This is a genomic window from Bradyrhizobium ottawaense (assembly GCF_002278135.3).
In the GTDB taxonomy this organism is placed as follows: Bacteria; Pseudomonadota; Alphaproteobacteria; order Rhizobiales; family Xanthobacteraceae; genus Bradyrhizobium; species Bradyrhizobium ottawaense.
In genome coordinates this window covers 8554058-8568965 of record NZ_CP029425.2, presented here as the reverse complement: position 1 = coordinate 8568965, position 14908 = coordinate 8554058, and the positions used below count along the sequence as shown (strand labels likewise).

General features: G+C 63.8%; 14 protein-coding genes and 1 tRNA gene. 5 read left to right on the top strand and 10 right to left on the bottom strand.

Going from position 1 to position 14908, the window contains the following annotated elements; all coding sequences use genetic code 11:
• Positions 1-2: 2 nt before the first annotated feature.
• The gene (locus CIT37_RS39980) at positions 3-1397 is read right to left on the bottom strand and encodes an MBOAT family O-acyltransferase (RefSeq protein WP_095424949.1); all 1395 of its coding nucleotides are present in this window, start codon (positions 1395-1397) and stop codon (positions 3-5) included.
• A 336-nt stretch (positions 1398-1733) separates the two neighbouring features.
• On the opposite strand from CIT37_RS39980, the gene CIT37_RS39975 reads away from it, so the two are divergent.
• The 3 genes from CIT37_RS39975 (at position 1734) to CIT37_RS39965 (ending at position 3236) form a co-directional block, all read left to right on the top strand.
• Entirely contained in the window at positions 1734-2420 is a 687-nt protein-coding gene (locus CIT37_RS39975; RefSeq protein WP_028139570.1) for a DNA-3-methyladenine glycosylase I, read from the top strand.
• A gap of 26 nt (positions 2421-2446) precedes the next feature.
• On the top strand, positions 2447-2740 hold the full coding sequence (locus CIT37_RS39970) for a DUF1330 domain-containing protein (protein ID WP_028139571.1): 294 nt from the start codon (positions 2447-2449) through the stop codon (positions 2738-2740).
• Positions 2741-2942: 202 nt separating this feature from the next.
• Positions 2943-3236 (top strand): hypothetical protein, encoded by a 294-nt coding sequence (locus CIT37_RS39965; protein ID WP_095424948.1) that lies wholly within the window; start codon positions 2943-2945, stop codon positions 3234-3236.
• Positions 3237-3335: 99 nt separating this feature from the next.
• On the opposite strand, the gene CIT37_RS39960 is transcribed toward CIT37_RS39965, so the two are convergent.
• Positions 3336-4748 carry a sensor histidine kinase gene (locus CIT37_RS39960; protein WP_028139573.1) on the bottom strand — a complete coding sequence of 471 codons (1413 nt, stop codon included), beginning with the start codon at positions 4746-4748 and terminating at the stop codon, positions 3336-3338.
• A 105-nt stretch (positions 4749-4853) separates the two neighbouring features.
• Positions 4854-5954, bottom strand: a complete 1101-nt coding sequence (gene dinB, locus CIT37_RS39955; protein ID WP_095424947.1) for a DNA polymerase IV — start codon at positions 5952-5954, stop codon at positions 4854-4856.
• Positions 5955-5997: 43 nt separating this feature from the next.
• On the opposite strand from dinB, the gene CIT37_RS39950 reads away from it, so the two are divergent.
• Positions 5998-6441, top strand: coding sequence for a TspO/MBR family protein (locus CIT37_RS39950; protein ID WP_028139575.1), 444 nt, complete (start codon positions 5998-6000; stop codon positions 6439-6441).
• A 94-nt stretch (positions 6442-6535) separates the two neighbouring features.
• Positions 6536-6745, top strand: a complete 210-nt coding sequence (locus CIT37_RS39945; RefSeq protein WP_095424946.1) for a hypothetical protein — start codon at positions 6536-6538, stop codon at positions 6743-6745.
• A gap of 26 nt (positions 6746-6771) precedes the next feature.
• Here the strand turns inward: CIT37_RS39945 and CIT37_RS39940 are convergent.
• The 7 genes from CIT37_RS39940 to CIT37_RS39910 all read right to left on the bottom strand — a co-directional run bounded on the left by CIT37_RS39940 (position 6772) and on the right by CIT37_RS39910 (position 14848).
• Positions 6772-6848: transfer RNA gene (locus tag CIT37_RS39940), tRNA-Arg, on the bottom strand.
• A gap of 50 nt (positions 6849-6898) precedes the next feature.
• A complete protein-coding gene (locus tag CIT37_RS39935; RefSeq protein WP_028139577.1) occupies positions 6899-7978 on the bottom strand; it encodes a sensor domain-containing diguanylate cyclase in 1080 nt (359 codons plus the stop codon).
• Complete coding sequence (locus CIT37_RS39930) at positions 7978-11094, bottom strand: bifunctional diguanylate cyclase/phosphodiesterase (RefSeq protein WP_028139578.1); 3117 nt, start codon at positions 11092-11094, stop codon at positions 7978-7980. The genes CIT37_RS39935 and CIT37_RS39930 overlap by 1 nt, the downstream gene beginning before the upstream one ends.
• A gap of 163 nt (positions 11095-11257) precedes the next feature.
• Positions 11258-12352 carry a branched-chain amino acid ABC transporter permease gene (locus CIT37_RS39925; RefSeq protein ID WP_174719447.1) on the bottom strand — a complete coding sequence of 365 codons (1095 nt, stop codon included), beginning with the start codon at positions 12350-12352 and terminating at the stop codon, positions 11258-11260.
• The gene (locus CIT37_RS39920; protein ID WP_028139580.1) at positions 12349-13359 is read right to left on the bottom strand and encodes a branched-chain amino acid ABC transporter permease; all 1011 of its coding nucleotides are present in this window, start codon (positions 13357-13359) and stop codon (positions 12349-12351) included. Before CIT37_RS39920 ends, CIT37_RS39925 begins: the two co-directional genes overlap by 4 nt.
• On the bottom strand, positions 13356-14078 hold the full coding sequence (locus tag CIT37_RS39915; protein WP_028139581.1) for a branched-chain amino acid ABC transporter ATP-binding protein: 723 nt from the start codon (positions 14076-14078) through the stop codon (positions 13356-13358). The genes CIT37_RS39920 and CIT37_RS39915 overlap by 4 nt, the downstream gene beginning before the upstream one ends.
• Positions 14075-14848 carry an ABC transporter ATP-binding protein gene (locus CIT37_RS39910; RefSeq protein WP_095424944.1) on the bottom strand — a complete coding sequence of 258 codons (774 nt, stop codon included), beginning with the start codon at positions 14846-14848 and terminating at the stop codon, positions 14075-14077. Before CIT37_RS39910 ends, CIT37_RS39915 begins: the two co-directional genes overlap by 4 nt.
• Positions 14849-14908: the final 60 nt, after the last annotated feature.

The window sequence follows — 14908 nt, the reverse complement described above, 5'->3', positions numbered from 1 at the left end:
GCCTAGAACTGAAAATAGATGAAGGTTGCGTTGACGTGCCCGGACGCCGCGATCGTCACAGCCGCCAGGGCCGCAAACAGCGGATACCTCATCCACGCAGGTCGGCGGATCAGGAAGTAGTCCCCGTGCGACTGCAATTGCCATTCCAGCAGCATCAGCGGGGCCGACAGCGATAGAATTGCGAGCGCGACGGCACTGTGCACCGGGGCCCATTCCCAGTTCTTGAGCGCACTGAGCATGCCCACCAGCAAATTCCAATTTGCTGCTCGAAAGAGGAACCAGCCGACGAACACGACCAGCATGGTGACGGCCCAGCCGGCGCCGCGGGCGATCTTCGAAGGGGGCTCGTCTCCGCCGGGCAATTTACGCCACATCGCAAGCACGGTGCCATGAAGCAGTCCCCAAAGAACGAATGTCCACGACGCGCCGTGCCAGAGGCCTCCCAAGGCCATGGTCAGCATCAAATTCCGGTTCGTGATGGTCTCGCCGCGACGGTTTCCACCGAGCGAGATGTACAAGTAGTCCCGTAGCCATGTGCTGAGGCTGATGTGCCAGCGTCGCCAGAATTCGCTGATCGATACCGACCAGTAGGGGTAACGGAAATTCCTCGTCAGCTCGAAGCCGAACAGAAGCGCGACGCCTTTTGCGATCAGGCTGTATCCGTTGAAATCGGCGTAGATCTGGATGCCGAAGGCGATCGTGGCGAGCACGACCGACCAGCCGAAGGGTTGATCCGGAATGAAGAGCGTGTCGACGATCACCGCCAGGCTGTCCGCCACCACGACCTTCATGGCGTAGCCGTAGATCAGGAGCCAGAGTGCGCGGTCGGCATGATCAGCCGTGAATTGTCGCGGCTTCGAAAATTGATCCAGGAGATTGCTGGCTCTCTCGATCGGTCCCGCCACGAGTTGTGGGAAGAACGCCTTGAAGGCGAGAAACTTGACGAGGTCTCTCTCCGCAACATGCTTGCCGCGATAAACGTCCACCACATAGGCGATGCCCTGGAAGGTGATGAAGGAAATGCCCAGCGGCAGGATGATGCGCAACGTCGGCAGGTTCGGATTGAGACCCGCGCGCTGTGCAATCGTCATGAACGAATCGACGAAGAAGCTGAAGTACTTGAATATCGCGAGAACGATGATCGCCACTGCGACCGCGGAAAAGAGCAGAAGCTTTCGGGTGTGCTCGTGATGGGTCGCGGCGATCAGAATCGCCGCGGCATAGTTGACGACGGAAATTCCGACCAGCAGAGGCAGAAAACGCCAGTCCCACCAGCCATAAAAGACGTAGCTTGCCGCCAGGATGATGACATTCTGGACCGCGAGCCTGGAGGTGGCGTGGTAGAGCAGGAAGGTCGCGGGCACCAGACCGAGGAACGCCACGGAGACAAAAGACATTGCAAGAATAGGTCACATTATTGGGTCGCGACGCCGCTCGTCGTTCTACTCAGTCTGGATGACGATGCGAGCGGGGTTGCAACCGGGATTGCGAAGATAAACCGCAGTCCCAGCGAGGCGGTGACTGAGGCCGCTTCACTGGCAGCGGCATCCAATAACAACTTTGAGATGAAATCAACCGCTATCCACCCGCTCCCGCTTGCGGGCGGCGACGTCCTTGGCCGAGGACCCGACCACGTGCGCTTGGCGCGCCGGCATCACGGACTTCACCTCCGCGGTGCTGGACCTCTTGATCCAATTCTGGTGTCTTGACGATCCATCAACGCGGATGTCCGCATGACCTCCTTCAAGACCATTCGTGCCCGCGCTGAGAAGCGCAAGGGCGGGCCCAAGGCGCTGGAGAAATTGATGCCGGCAAAGCCGGACCTCAAGCGGCTGGCCAAGCTCGGCGACGACCGCGTCCTCGCCGAAATGACCAGGCGCGTGTTTTGCGCCGGCTTTGCCTGGAGCGTGATCGAGACGAAATGGGACGGCTTCGAAGACGCCTTCCTGCATTTCCAGCCGGCCAAGCTCACCTTCCAGCCCGAGGATTATTGGGAAGGCCTGCTGCGCGATGCGCGTATCGTGCGCAACGGTGCCAAGATCATGTCGGTGCGCGACAACGCCGCCTTCGTGCAGGAGATCGCGAAGGGGCATGGCAGCTTCGGCAAATTTCTGGCGAAGTGGCCCTCGTCCGACGAGATCGGCCTGCTCGGTCTCATGACCAGGCGCGGCAGCCGGCTCGGCGGCAATACCGGGCAGATGCTGCTGCGCTTCGTCGGGTGGGATGGCTTTGTGACGTCCGGGGACGTGGTAGCTTGCCTGCGCGATGCCGGTCTCGACATTGCCGAAGAGGTCAAGTCGAAGGGCGATCTCGCCAAGGTGCAGGCGCAGTTCAATGCCTGGGCCGAGGAGACCGGTCTGCCCTACACATATCTGTCACGCATCTGCGCGCTCTCGGTCGGTGAAAGCCGCAGCGCGTAGCAGGTCCCCGAAGCCAGGAAAGAAAAATGGCCAAAGCCTATTGGGTTGCCACCTACCGCGCGATCAAGAATCCCGATGCGATGGCGGCTTACGCCAAACTGTCGCGTCCGGCGATCGAAGCGGCGGGCGGCCGCGTGCTCGCACGCGGGATGCCGGCCGCGGCCTTCGAACTCGGCCAAATGGAGCGCGTGGTTCTCATCGAGTTCGACAGCGTCGAGCGCGCCAAGGCGGCGTATGCAAGCCCGGCCTACCAGGCAGCTCACGATCTGCTCGGAGACGGTGCGGACCGCGACATCCGGATCGTCGAAGCCGTCGATTAGACCCGCCCGCGGATAAATCGTGTGTATCCTGTGGCGATCTCGTGCCGCGAGCGCGGCAGATGCAACGCGCGATCACGAAATACATTTTTGGGGAACATTTGTGCGCAGCACCTGTTCGGAGTCGAGCCAGGCGGACAAAGGCGTAGGGAACGCGTGCTCCCGCCCGGGGCCAACGAAACCGTATACAGAAACGGAGCAGCTCATGAAGCTCACATCCGAACAGGTGAAGCAGACCGTCAACCAACTCGGCGCTCAGGTGCTGCCCGACGAACATCCGGCCTTGCCGCAGCTCAACAGCATGTTCGGCGAGCATACCTTCTTCGTCGACGAGATGGGCCTCAAGGTCCTCGAGCCCACACCATCGCTCGGTCCCGATCGCCAGAGCGGCGAAGTCGTCAGCCTCGCCGATTGGGGTGATTCCGACCTGACGCGCCTGATGGCGCACGAGCCCGAGCCGACCGGCGTGATCGTCGTGTTCGAGCACGTGAGACATTGATTGCCCCCGAGCGGGTCGAGCTTTATCGGTGGCGGGGTTGAAAATCCCGTCACCGTCGGCCGCGCGCCGCTCTCCGAGGCGGCTCCAGCGATCGCAGTTTCATGCATCGATCGGGATCTCGATCGCGATCTGAGTCCCTGGACCCCTCTTGCTTTCGAGGCGCAGGCGCCCGTTCAGGGACGAGGCCACCAAATTGAATGCGATGTGCAGCCCGAGGCCGGCATGTCCGCTCTCGCGGCCGGTCGTGACGAACGGATCGAAGATCTGCGCCTGCAATTCCTCGGGTATCCCAACGCCGTCGTCGGTGCAGACCAGCCGGACCCGTTTCGCGTCCGGCTGGCTGACTGTGAGCGCGAATCTGCCGCCTCTCTTGTCCGGGTACGCATGCCCCGCGGTATTGAGGGCGAGATTGCTGATCACCTGCGCGAGTGCTCCCGGGTAGCTGTTGAGCTTGATGCCTGCCGGGCATTGGACGTCAACCGTCAGAGCATGGTGCGATAGCAGCGGCCCAAGCTTGGACATCAGCTCAGCCAGCCAATCCTTAAGCTCGAAGGCGCGCCGGTCCTCATCGGCCTGGTGGACTGCGACCTGCCTGAAGCTGTGCACCATCTCGGATGCGCGGTGCAGGTTATCGAAGGTCAGGTCGAGCCCCTGTTTGAGCCTGTCAATTCCCTTGGTCAGATCGGATCGCCGGACCGACGCTCCGCCCAATGCATCGGCGATTGTCTGTAGATCCGTCTGCATGGCTGTCGAGGTCGTCAGGGCGAGGCCAAGCGGAGTGCTGACCTCGTGAGCGACACCGGCCACCAATCGACCGAGCGAGGCGAGCTTTTCCGCCTGCACCAGATGCTCCTGGGTCGCGCGCAGATCGCGCAGCGATTTCTCCGAACGCTCCTTTTCCCGCTGCAGCGCCTCCGACGTTCGGAATTGCTTTCGCGCCCGGTATTCGCGCGCGGCCACCGCGTAGAGCGATAATGCGTAGGCGTTGCCGACGAGAGAGTGATTGATGAATCGCAGGCCCATCGGCATCGTCGGTGCGAACGTCTCGGCGACCAGCAGCGCCAGCCACGACAGCAGGCAGAAAATCGCCAGCGAGCCGATCCGTAATGGCAGCATGGTGGAGACGAACAGAATGATCATCATCATGCCGGGGGCGGCAAAGGTGAAGCCCGACGGCAGGACGAGATAGATGCTCGGCAGGATGCAGCCGGGAATGACGCAATAGACGAGGAAAATCGTCTCTGCCCATGGCTTCATCAAGCGCCGTGACAGTAACGCGGTCAGCGGGAGCAGCACGAACAGTGCGGTGCCGCCACGGATGGCAAGCGTGGTCGGAACGACTTCGGGATAGAGCACCCAATCCCAGAGGGTGTAGCCGGCATAGGTGGCGGCGCCGAGCAGCATCGCGATCTGCGTCCACCCGAGACTGCCTCGGACGTATTGGTCGACAAACCGGCGCTCCTCGATGCGGTCTTCGAAGCGCAATCCGAGGCGTATCAATAAGGCGAGCATTCCAGCATCAATCGCGAAAAATCGTGTTTTACTGTCTCTACGACAGGTTTTGCGCCGCGTCGCGGATAAAGATGTCGCGTTTGCCGAGGCGCCTGTCGGCCCCGTTCAAATGCCCAAGGTCAGCTGCGGCTCCGCATCGTCCCCGGTCTGGAGCGCGGACAGCGAGACACCCAGCAGCCTGACGCGCTTGGGTAGCGGCATCTCGACTTCGAGCAGGCCGCAGGCCAGCCGCTCCAGATCGTTCCGCCCCGCGACGGCCGCTGCGACAGACCTGCTGCGCGTGATGATCTCGAAGTCGGCAAACTTGATCTTCAGCGTGACGGTGCGGCCGCGATTGCCGGTCGCCTCGCAATGCCGCCAGACCTTGTCGACGAGAGGCTTGAGCTCGGCCGCCAGCGCGCCATATTCGGCGAGGTCGGTCGAGAACGTGGTCTCTGCGCCGATGGACTTGCGGATCCGGTTGGCCCGGACCGGACGATCGTCGACACCACGCGAGATCCAGTAGTAATAGGCGCCCGACTTGCCGAAATTCGCATTCATGAACTCCAGCGTCTGATTGCGGATGTCGAGGCCGGTGAACAGGCCGAGCGCATTCATCTTCGCAGCCGTCGCCGGGCCTATGCCGTGAAACCTGCCGACCGGCAGCGTCTCGACGAAAGCCGGTCCCATCTCCGGCGAGATCACGAACTGACCGTTGGGCTTGCGATGATCGGAGGCGAGCTTGGCCAGAAACTTGTTGTAAGAGATGCCCGCCGACGCGTTGAGATCAGTCTCGGCCTTGATCTTCCCGCGGATCTTCAGCGCGATGTCGCGCGCCAGCGGGATGCCTTGCAGGTTTTCCGTCACGTCGAGATAGGCCTCGTCGAGCGACAAGGGTTCGATGATGGGTGTGTGCTCGGCAAAGATGCCGCGGATCTGCCTGGAGATCGCCTTGTAGACCTCGAAGCGCGGCCTGACGAAGATCAGATCGGGGCACTGCCGCTTCGCAGTGACGGAAGGCATCGCGGAGCGAACGCCGAACTGGCGCGCCTCGTAGCTGGCGGCCGCGACGACGCCGCGTTCCGCGGAGCCTCCGACCGCGACCGGCTTGCCGCGAAGGTCCGGATTATCGCGCTGCTCCACCGATGCATAGAACGCATCCATGTCGATATGGATGATCTTGCGGACGGGCGAGGCTTCGCCGGTCACCGTGTCGGATTCGCTCATGGAAAGATGATACAATTGCGCGATGCGATGCGCGAGGTGATGGATGCTGCAGCTGTTGTTGTTCGTGGTAGGGGTAGTCGGCATCGGCTGGCTGATCGGTGCGACCAATCTCCCCGGAGATTGGTATGCCGGCCTCGCCAAGCCGGCTTTCGTGCCACCGAACTGGGCGTTCCCGGTGGCCTGGACCCTGCTCTACATCATGATCGCCATCGCGGGCTGGCGGACCTTTCGCCGTGAACCCGGGGGCAAAGCGATGCTGGCCTGGGCTGCGCAACTGGCGCTTAATTTCATCTGGTCTCCGGTCATGTTCACGATGCATCAGATCGGCGCGGCGCTCGTCATCCTCATCGGCCTGTTCGTCGCGATCGTGACCTATATCGGTCTCGAGGCATCACGAGACAGGCTGGCCGCCGCATTGTTCGTGGCTTACGCAGCCTGGGTCGCGTTTGCCGGCGTGCTCAATGCGGCGATCTGGCGTTTGAATTGAGACATTCGGTCTCAACCGGTTCAAAGAGCAATCTCAGGCTTGTGAGTGGCAAGCATGGTCACGCGACCTAATATGAGCCCACGGAGGACAGCCAATGCAATACAGCTCCGAGCTCATTCACACGATGCGTCAAGCGCTGGAGACCGTGATGGCGAGCGTACCGGCCCATCAATCGGTGTTCGGTCTGAAAGCGGCCGTGGCGGAATGCATCCTGAACGCCGCCGCACACGGCCAGACATCATATGACGGATTGGTCTCGTCCGCCTCCGATCAGATCCAGGCGATTATCGCGGTGCTGACGTGAGCGTCGGCCTGAAACGGCCGCAAGACTGGCGCACCCGACACGATTCGAACGTGTGACCTTTGCCTTCGGAGGGCAACGCTCTATCCAGCTGAGCTACGGGTGCAGTGAGGTTTGATGTAGCCGATTGGCGAGAGGGGGGCAACCGCTTCTCGCCTATCGCACGCGAGCTAATTTGCGCTGGACGGGCGCCGGAACCGCTGCGGCCTCCCTACCAAGGCTTGCGAATTCGGCGAGCACCCTTTCGGCGCAGATGACGCGGTTGCGGCCGAGGCGTTTGGCCACATAGAGAGCCTCGTCGGCCGCGCCCAGCAGCCGGTCGGGCCCGCCACCGTCGGCTGCACCCGGAATATGGCTGGCGACGCCGACGCTGAGGGTGACGTGATCGCCGGCGCCCACGGCGCCGTGGGCGATCTGCAAGGCCATGACGGCGCAGCGGATTTCATCGGCGATGACGCAGGCGCTGTCGCAATCCAGGTCCGGAAGGATCAGCGCGAACTCCTCGCCGCCGTAGCGGCTGGCGAGATCGAGCGGGCGCACGGCGTGCCGGCTGACGACGGAGGCGACCGCGCGCAGGCATTCGTCGCCGGTCTGGTGGCCGTGGTGGTCATTGAACAGCTTGAAATGATCGACGTCGGCGAACAGCAGCGCCAGCGGCTTCTGCGTGCGGTGGGCGCGGGCCCATTCGCTCATCAGCATCTGGTCGAACGAGCGCCGGTTCGACAGGCCGGTCAGGCCGTCCTTGGTGGCGAGCTCCTTCAGCGCCATCTCGGCGCGCTTCTGGTCGGTGAGATCGCGCAGCGTCTCCACCACCGCGATCAGATGGCCGGCTTCGTCGTGGATCGGACCGGCGTCGATGGCGAGATAGAGCTGGCTGCCAAGCTTCGGCATCGTGCACCAGTTTTCCGCGGAAAAGCCGAGCCCGTTATGGCCGCGCGCGGCATATTCGGAATAGAACTCCGGTAGCCGCTCGGGGCGGTCGAGCGCGACGAGGTCGGCAAGGCAGGGACGCCTGGTCTCGTAGAAGGCCTGCCAGTGCTTGTTGGTGCCGATCACCTCCGAGGCGGCGAGGCCGGTCAACCGCTCGCAGGCCCTGTTCCAGATCACGACGCGGCGCTTGGGGTCGATCACGAAGGTCGGCACCACCAGATGCTGCATCAGCCGCACGGCATAGGAATCCGCGACATCGACGGTCTTGGCCGACGTCTTGCTTGACGTCTTCGCTGGCTTCGCCATCAGGCCACCGCCGCCACCGGCAAGGCTCCGGGCAAGCCATCGCCCGAACCGAACAGTTTCCGCACCTCGCTGGCCGGCTTCGGCGGGCTGAACAGGTAGCCCTGCATCTGCGTGCAGCCGAGCGCGCGCAGCAGCTCGCGTTGCGCCTCGGTCTCGACCCCTTCGGCGACCGTGGTCATGCTGCTGGCGGCTGCGATGTTCACCACCGCCTGCACGATGACGGGTGCGCCGCTCGTCTCCGCGATGTCGGCGACGAAGCAGCGGTCGATCTTGATCTTGTCGAACGGGAAGCGCTTGAGATAGCTGAGCGAGGAGTAGCCGGTGCCGAAATCGTCGAGCGCGATGCGCACGCCGATCGAGCGGAGCTGGTGCAGGATCGAGAGCGCAGCTTCGTCGTCGCGGATAAGCACGGCCTCGGTGATCTCGAGCTCGAGCCGGCGCGGGTCCAGCCCGGAGGCGGCGAGCGCGCCCGCGATGCGCAGCGCCAGCGTGTCGCATTTGAGTTGCACCGGCGACACGTTGACCGCTACGCGCACATGCGACGGCCAGGTCGCGGCCTCGTTGCAGGCCATGCGCAGCACCCAATCACCGAGCTCGTTGATCAGGCCGGTGTCCTCGGCGACGGGAATGAACTCGGCCGGCGATACCATGCCGCGATCGGGATGGCGCCAGCGCAGCAGCGCCTCGCAGCCCGACACGTCGTTGGTGCGCAGGTCGACCAGCGGCTGATAGTGAATCTCGAAGCCGCCGTTCACCAGGGCCTGGCGCAGATCCTGCTCCATGCTCAGGCGCGCCCTGGCGCTCGCATCCATCTCCGGCTCGAAGAAGCGGTGGGTGCGGCGTCCCTCGGCCTTGGCGCCGTACATCGCGAGGTCGGCGTTCTTGATGAGCTGGTCGAGATCTGCACCGTCCTGCGGCGCAAGCGCGATTCCGATGCTCGCATCCGTGGAGAGCTGATGGCCGAGACAATGATAGGGCTGCCGGATCGCCTGGTAGATCCGGGTCACGAAGGACAGCACCTCGGCCGAGGATTGGATCCCGGTCTGGATGACGGCAAACTCGTCGCCGCCGAGTCGCGCGATGAGATCGCCGTGCTTGAGGCAGCCACGGAGGCGGCCCGCGATCGCCTTCAACAGCTCGTCGCCGACGTGGTGGCCGAGCGAATCGTTGATGCCCTTGAACTCGTCGACATCGATGTAGAGCAGCGCGAACTGATCTCCGACCTTCGCCAGCTCGCGTTCGATCTGCTCGCGGAACAGCGTGCGGTTCGGCAGGTCGGTCAGCGCATCGTAATGCGCCATATGCGCGATCTTCTCGTGGGCGCGCCGTCGCTCGGTGACGTCCTCGACGACATTGATGATGTAGCGCGGCTCGCCGGACTTGTCGCGGATACCGATCCGGGTCGAAGTGATATAGCGCCGTCCGGTGGCCGGGGTATTCCAGATGTGCTCATCCAGGAACAGGCCGTTCGGCGATTGCAGCAGCTTGTCGTCATCCCGGGTGATGATCTCGGCGTCTTCCGTCGGGTAAAGGTCGAACGCGCTCTTGCCGACGATCGTCTCCGGGGTTTCGCCGAGCTGTTCCTCGGCCACCTGGTTGGCCAGGAGGTAGCGCCGTGTCCGGGCGTCCTTCACGGTGATCCGCGAGGGGATATGGTCGATGATCTCGCGCAGGAAGGTGTGGTTGCGATCGCGCTCCTGTTCCAGGTGGCGGCGATCGGTGATGTCTTCGATCGTGGCGACCCAGCCGCCCTGGGCGAGCGGAGTGTTGATGACCTGGAAGGCGCGGCCATTGGCCAGTTGATGAATTCGCGCGGAGACCGTGCCTTCGGCGACGACCCTCATGACGTCAGCACAGAATTCCTCGACGTCACCGTCGAACGCGCCGCGCTCCTTGCGATGATACATCGCCTCGCGGATGTGGCAGCCGGGCTTGATGACGTCGTGGGAGAGGCCGAACATGTCGGCGTAGCGTCGGTTGCAGGTGACGATGGTGCCGCTCGCGTCGTAGAGGATCAGCCCCTGCGTCATGTTGTTCAAGGCGGTGTCGAGCCGCAGCCGCTCCGCTTCCAGCCGTTCCTGCGCTTCGCGGTTCTGCCGGTTGATCAGGCGGATGATCAGATAGAGGATCAGCGCGATCACGGCAGCCGAAAGCGCGGCGGTCGTCACCATGAAGCCTGTCTGCTGCCGCCAGTCGGCCAGCGCCGCGGCCGTGGTGTTGGTGGCGATGATGACCAGCGGGAAATGCGTCAGCGACGCCGCCGATCCGAGCCGCTCTTCGCCGTCGACCGGACTCCTGCCGCGGAGCGTCTGCTGGCCGCCATTGGCCAGCACCTTCTGCATCAGCGGCGCGTCCTTGAAGTTTCTGCCGATCAGCTCTTCGAGATGCGGATAGCGCGCCAGCATCTTACCTTCGCGATCGAACAGCGAGATGGCCGTCCCCTCGGCCAGCGCGACAGACGCGAAATAGTGCTGGTAGCTGTCCGGATCGATCCGGCGGACCATCGCGCCGAGGAAGGTGCCGTCCGCGCCGGTCAACCGGCGGGCGACGATCGTGGTCCATTTGTTGATGATGAAGCTGCGGACGGATTCCAGCAGCACCGGTTCGGACTGCGGATTCGTCTTGAAGGTCTGAAAGTAGGCCCGTGACGAAACGTTGATCTTGGGCAGCGGGTGGGGCCGCGACCAGCTGATGAGGTCGCCATCGGCATCGTAGATGGCGATATCGCCGAGATAGGACACCGAACTGATCTTGCTGCGCAGCATCTGGTTCGCCGCGGGGCCGGACATGCGCTCGCGGAACATTGCCGGCGAGGTGACCTCCACCAGGTTCATCTGCCCGATCAGATCGGCGGCGACGACGTCGGAATCCTCGAATTGCTGATCAAAGTGCCGGGCGATCAGTTGGACCGTGTTTTCCAGCTCGCGTTCGCGGTTGGCCAGGGTGCGCTCGCGAAATTCGCCGACGGCCATGGCTGTCACACCGAAGATGCCCGCGACCAGCAACACGCCGCACAGGGTCAGCCACAGGACAGGACCACGCCGCGCCAAGGCCTCCCAGCCGTTCCTTGCGGCTCGAGACATTCCGGCTGCCACCGTGGAAAAGACTTGGCGCATTCCCCCTCCCTGGAGGAACACGAATACACCGCACAAATGGCCTAAACCTTAGGAAAGCCAGTTACCTAAGCATTAATCCAGTTGCACAATCGCGTCCGTATGCAGCGGAGCGCGAAACGCGTCAGGGTTGTGCGGCAGGCGTAGCAATCGCCGCACTGCATCATTAATCGCGGCTTAATGCGGGCTGCCTGCTCTTGTCGCCAGCGGGATTGCGCAGCCGTCCGACCACGCCGGTCGGGAAGAAATAGACGCTGGCGATGAACAGCAGGCCGAGCCACAGCAGCCAGCGGTCGGGATGCAGCAGACCCGGCAGCAGCGGCAGGCCGGCCTCCGACGCCGCCGTGGAGGCGACGCCCATCAGCGACTGCAAATAGTTCTGGGCGAGGATGAAGATGGTGGCGCCGATAATCGCGCCGTAGATCGTGCCCATGCCGCCGATCACGACCATCAGCAGGATGTCCAGCATGATCGAGAAGCTGAGCGAAGTATCGGGACCGGCATAGCGTAGCCACAGTGCATTCAGGATGCCGGCGCTGGCAGCGACCAGCGCGGCGATGCAGTTGGCATAGGTCAGGTGGAACACCGTGCGGAAACCGAGCGCCTCGGCGCGAAAACGGTTCTCGCGGATCGCCTGCAGCACGCGCCCGAACGGCGAGTTCACGACGCGCAGCAGTGCGAGGATCATCAGCGCCGAGATGGCGAATACCAGGTAGAAGGTCAGGATCCGGCCGTTGATCTCGAAGCCGACCAGGCTCTTTGGGATCAGCACCGTGCCGGGCCGCAGCAGCTCGGGCAGCTGAAAGCTGCGCCCGTCCTCGCCGCCGGTCAGCCAGGACAGCTGCGAAGCCAGCACCTGGAAGGCGGAGGCGACCGCCAGCGTGATCATGGCAAAGAAGATCGCGGCGACCCGCAGCGAAAACAGCCCGATGGCGAGCGCGAGCAGCGCCGCGAGCGGCAGTCCGACCACGATGCCGGTGGCGACCGCGGCCCAATTCGGGCCCAACCCGTACAGCGCGATGGCGATCGCGTAGCTGCCGATGCCGTAGAACATGGTGTGGGCGAACGAAACCGAGCCGGTATAGCCAAGCAGGAGGTCGTAGGAGGCGACCAGCGCGGCGAAGACGCAGATTTTGGCTGCGACGTTCATTGCCTTGGCCCCCGGAAACAGGAACGGCGTCGCCGCCAGCGCCAGGATGATGACGACGAGAACGAGCGTGAGGATTCGGCTACGCGGCGGATCGCCTGACAGGATCATCATCGGCTGGTCACCGCATAGAGGCCGCGCGGCCGCCACATCAGAATGGCGACCATCAGCAGGATGTTGGAGACGAGGGCGAGCTTCGGCATCAGGAAGCCGCCGTAATTGGCGACCATGGCCACGAGGATCGCACCGATGAAGCAGCCACCGATCGAGCCGAGGCCGCCGATGATGACGACGATGAAGATCAGCACGGTGAGGTCGTCGCTCATGGAGGCATGGACCTGCTCGCGATAGAGCGCCCACATCACGCCGCCGAGGCCGGCCAGCGCCGATCCCGTCATGAATACGCCGAGGAACAGCCGGCGGATGCGATAGCCGAGCGCTTCCACCATCTCGCGGTTCTCGACGCCGGCGCGGATCAGGAGCCCGAGCTTGGTGCGGTTGAGCACCAGCTGGATCGCGATGAAGACGGCAAGGCCGATCAGCATCGCCAGCACGCGGTATTTGGCGATCGCGACGTCGCCGAGGATGAAGGAGCCGCGCAGCGACGCCGGCAGCGGCATCGGGATGATCTGTGGCCCCCAGAGGGCATAGAGCGTCTGCTCGGCGACGATCAGGCCGCCGGTCGTCATCAGGATCTGCTTCAGGTGCTGGCCGTAGACCGGCAGGATCAGCACGCGCTCGACGACGAGGCCAAGGGCGCCCGACACGGCCATCGAGAGCAGCGCGGCCGGCGCCAGCACCGCGAGGTTCATCCAGAGCGAATCCGCCTGAATGGAGGCTGCGAACGGCGCCAGCACCAGGGTCGCGACATAGGCGCCGACGGCGATGAACGCGCCGTGGCCGAAATTGAGCACGTCCATCAGGCCGAACACCAGGGTCAGCCCCGAGGCCATGATGAAGATCATCATGCCCATGGCAAGGCTTGCGGCGGTGAGCGTCAGCCAGGTGCTGGGCGAGCCGATCAGGGGGATCGTCACGAGGGCGAGCGCGACCGGCAAGAGGATCGGTGCGATATCGCGCTTCGGCTTCGGCAGCGGATCGGTTGCAGCAAGGTCAGTCACTGATGCGTCTCCAGGCTCAGGCCGAGCAGCCGCTCCTGCAGCGGCACGTCGGCGGCGAGCGCCGCCATCTCGCCGCGATGGACGATGGTGCCGTTGTCCATCACGAGCACGTTGTCGCCGAGCTCGCGGGCGGCAAAGAAATTCTGCTCGACCAGGAGGATCGTCGCGCCCTTGCGCTTGATCTCCTTCAGGCACTCGATCAGCGCCATCACGATGGCCGGCGCCAGCCCCTTGGTCGCCTCGTCGATCAGCAAGAGCTTGCGCGGCTCGATGATGGCGCGCGCGATCGAGAGCATCTGCTTCTGCCCGCCCGAGAGGCTCCCCGCCCGCGACAGCCAGAACCGGCGCAGCGCCGGGAAGAAACCAAAAATCCAGTCGAGCTGGGTGTCGTCGAGCGGGCCGTCGCGCGCCGCCAGCACCAGGTTTTCCTTCACGGTGAGATCGGAGAATACCGCCATGCTCTCCGGCACGTAGCCGACGCCGAGCCTTGCGATGTCCGGCGTCGCGCGGCTCTCGATGCGATCGCCGGAGAGGCTGATCTCGCCGCTGGACGCCTGCCACAGTCCCATGATGGTGCGCAGCGTCGTGGTCTTGCCGGCGCCGTTGCGCCCGAGCAGCATCGTGGTCTGCCCCTGCGGGACCGCGAGGTCGATGCCCTGGAGGATGTGATAGCGGCCGATATGGGTGTGGACGCCTGAGAGTTTGAGCAGGTCGGTCATGCGGTACCCTCTGCAGTCTTGGGCGCGACGCCGAGATAGGCTTCCTGCACGATCGGCGAGGCAATCACCTCAGCCGGCGGACCATCCGCAACAAGTTGCCCGTTATGCAGCACGATGATGCGGTCGGCGAGCGAGCGCACCACGTCCATCTTGTGCTCGACCAGCAGGATGATCTTGCTTCTGTCCTGCTTGAGCTGCGCGATCAGGTTGAGCACCACAGGCACCTCGTCGATGCTCATGCCGGCGGTCGGCTCGTCGAACATGAAGACCTTCGGTTCCAGCGCGATCATCAGGGCGACCTCCAGCTTGCGCTGGTCGCCGTGCGACAGCGCGGTCGCAGCGACGCCGCGGCGGCTGCCGAGCGCGACCTGCTCGAGAATGGCGTCGGCGCGTGCGATCAGGTCGCGGCGCACCATCCAGGGCCGCAGCATGTCGTAATGGGTGCCGTTCGCCGCTTGCACGGCGAGGCGCACGTTCTCTTCCACGGTGAGGTTCGGAAAGAGGTTGGTGAGCTGGAAGGCGCGTCCGAGGCCCGCGCGGGTTCGCAGCGGCGCGGAGTGCTGGGTGATGTCGGTGCCGTCGAACAGGATGCTGCCGTTCGAGGCGCGCAGCTGACCCGAGATCAGATTGAAATAGGTGGTCTTGCCGGCGCCGTTCGGCCCGACGATCGCGGTGAGCTCGCCCGGACGGAACGTGCAGGTCACGCTGTTGACCGCAACATGGCCGCCGAAGCGGATGGTGAGCTCGCGTGTTTCGAGGGTAAGCGTCATTCGAATTCAATCGAGTCTGGCAATGGAAACGTGGAGATGTCCGCGATGACAGTCGGCTCC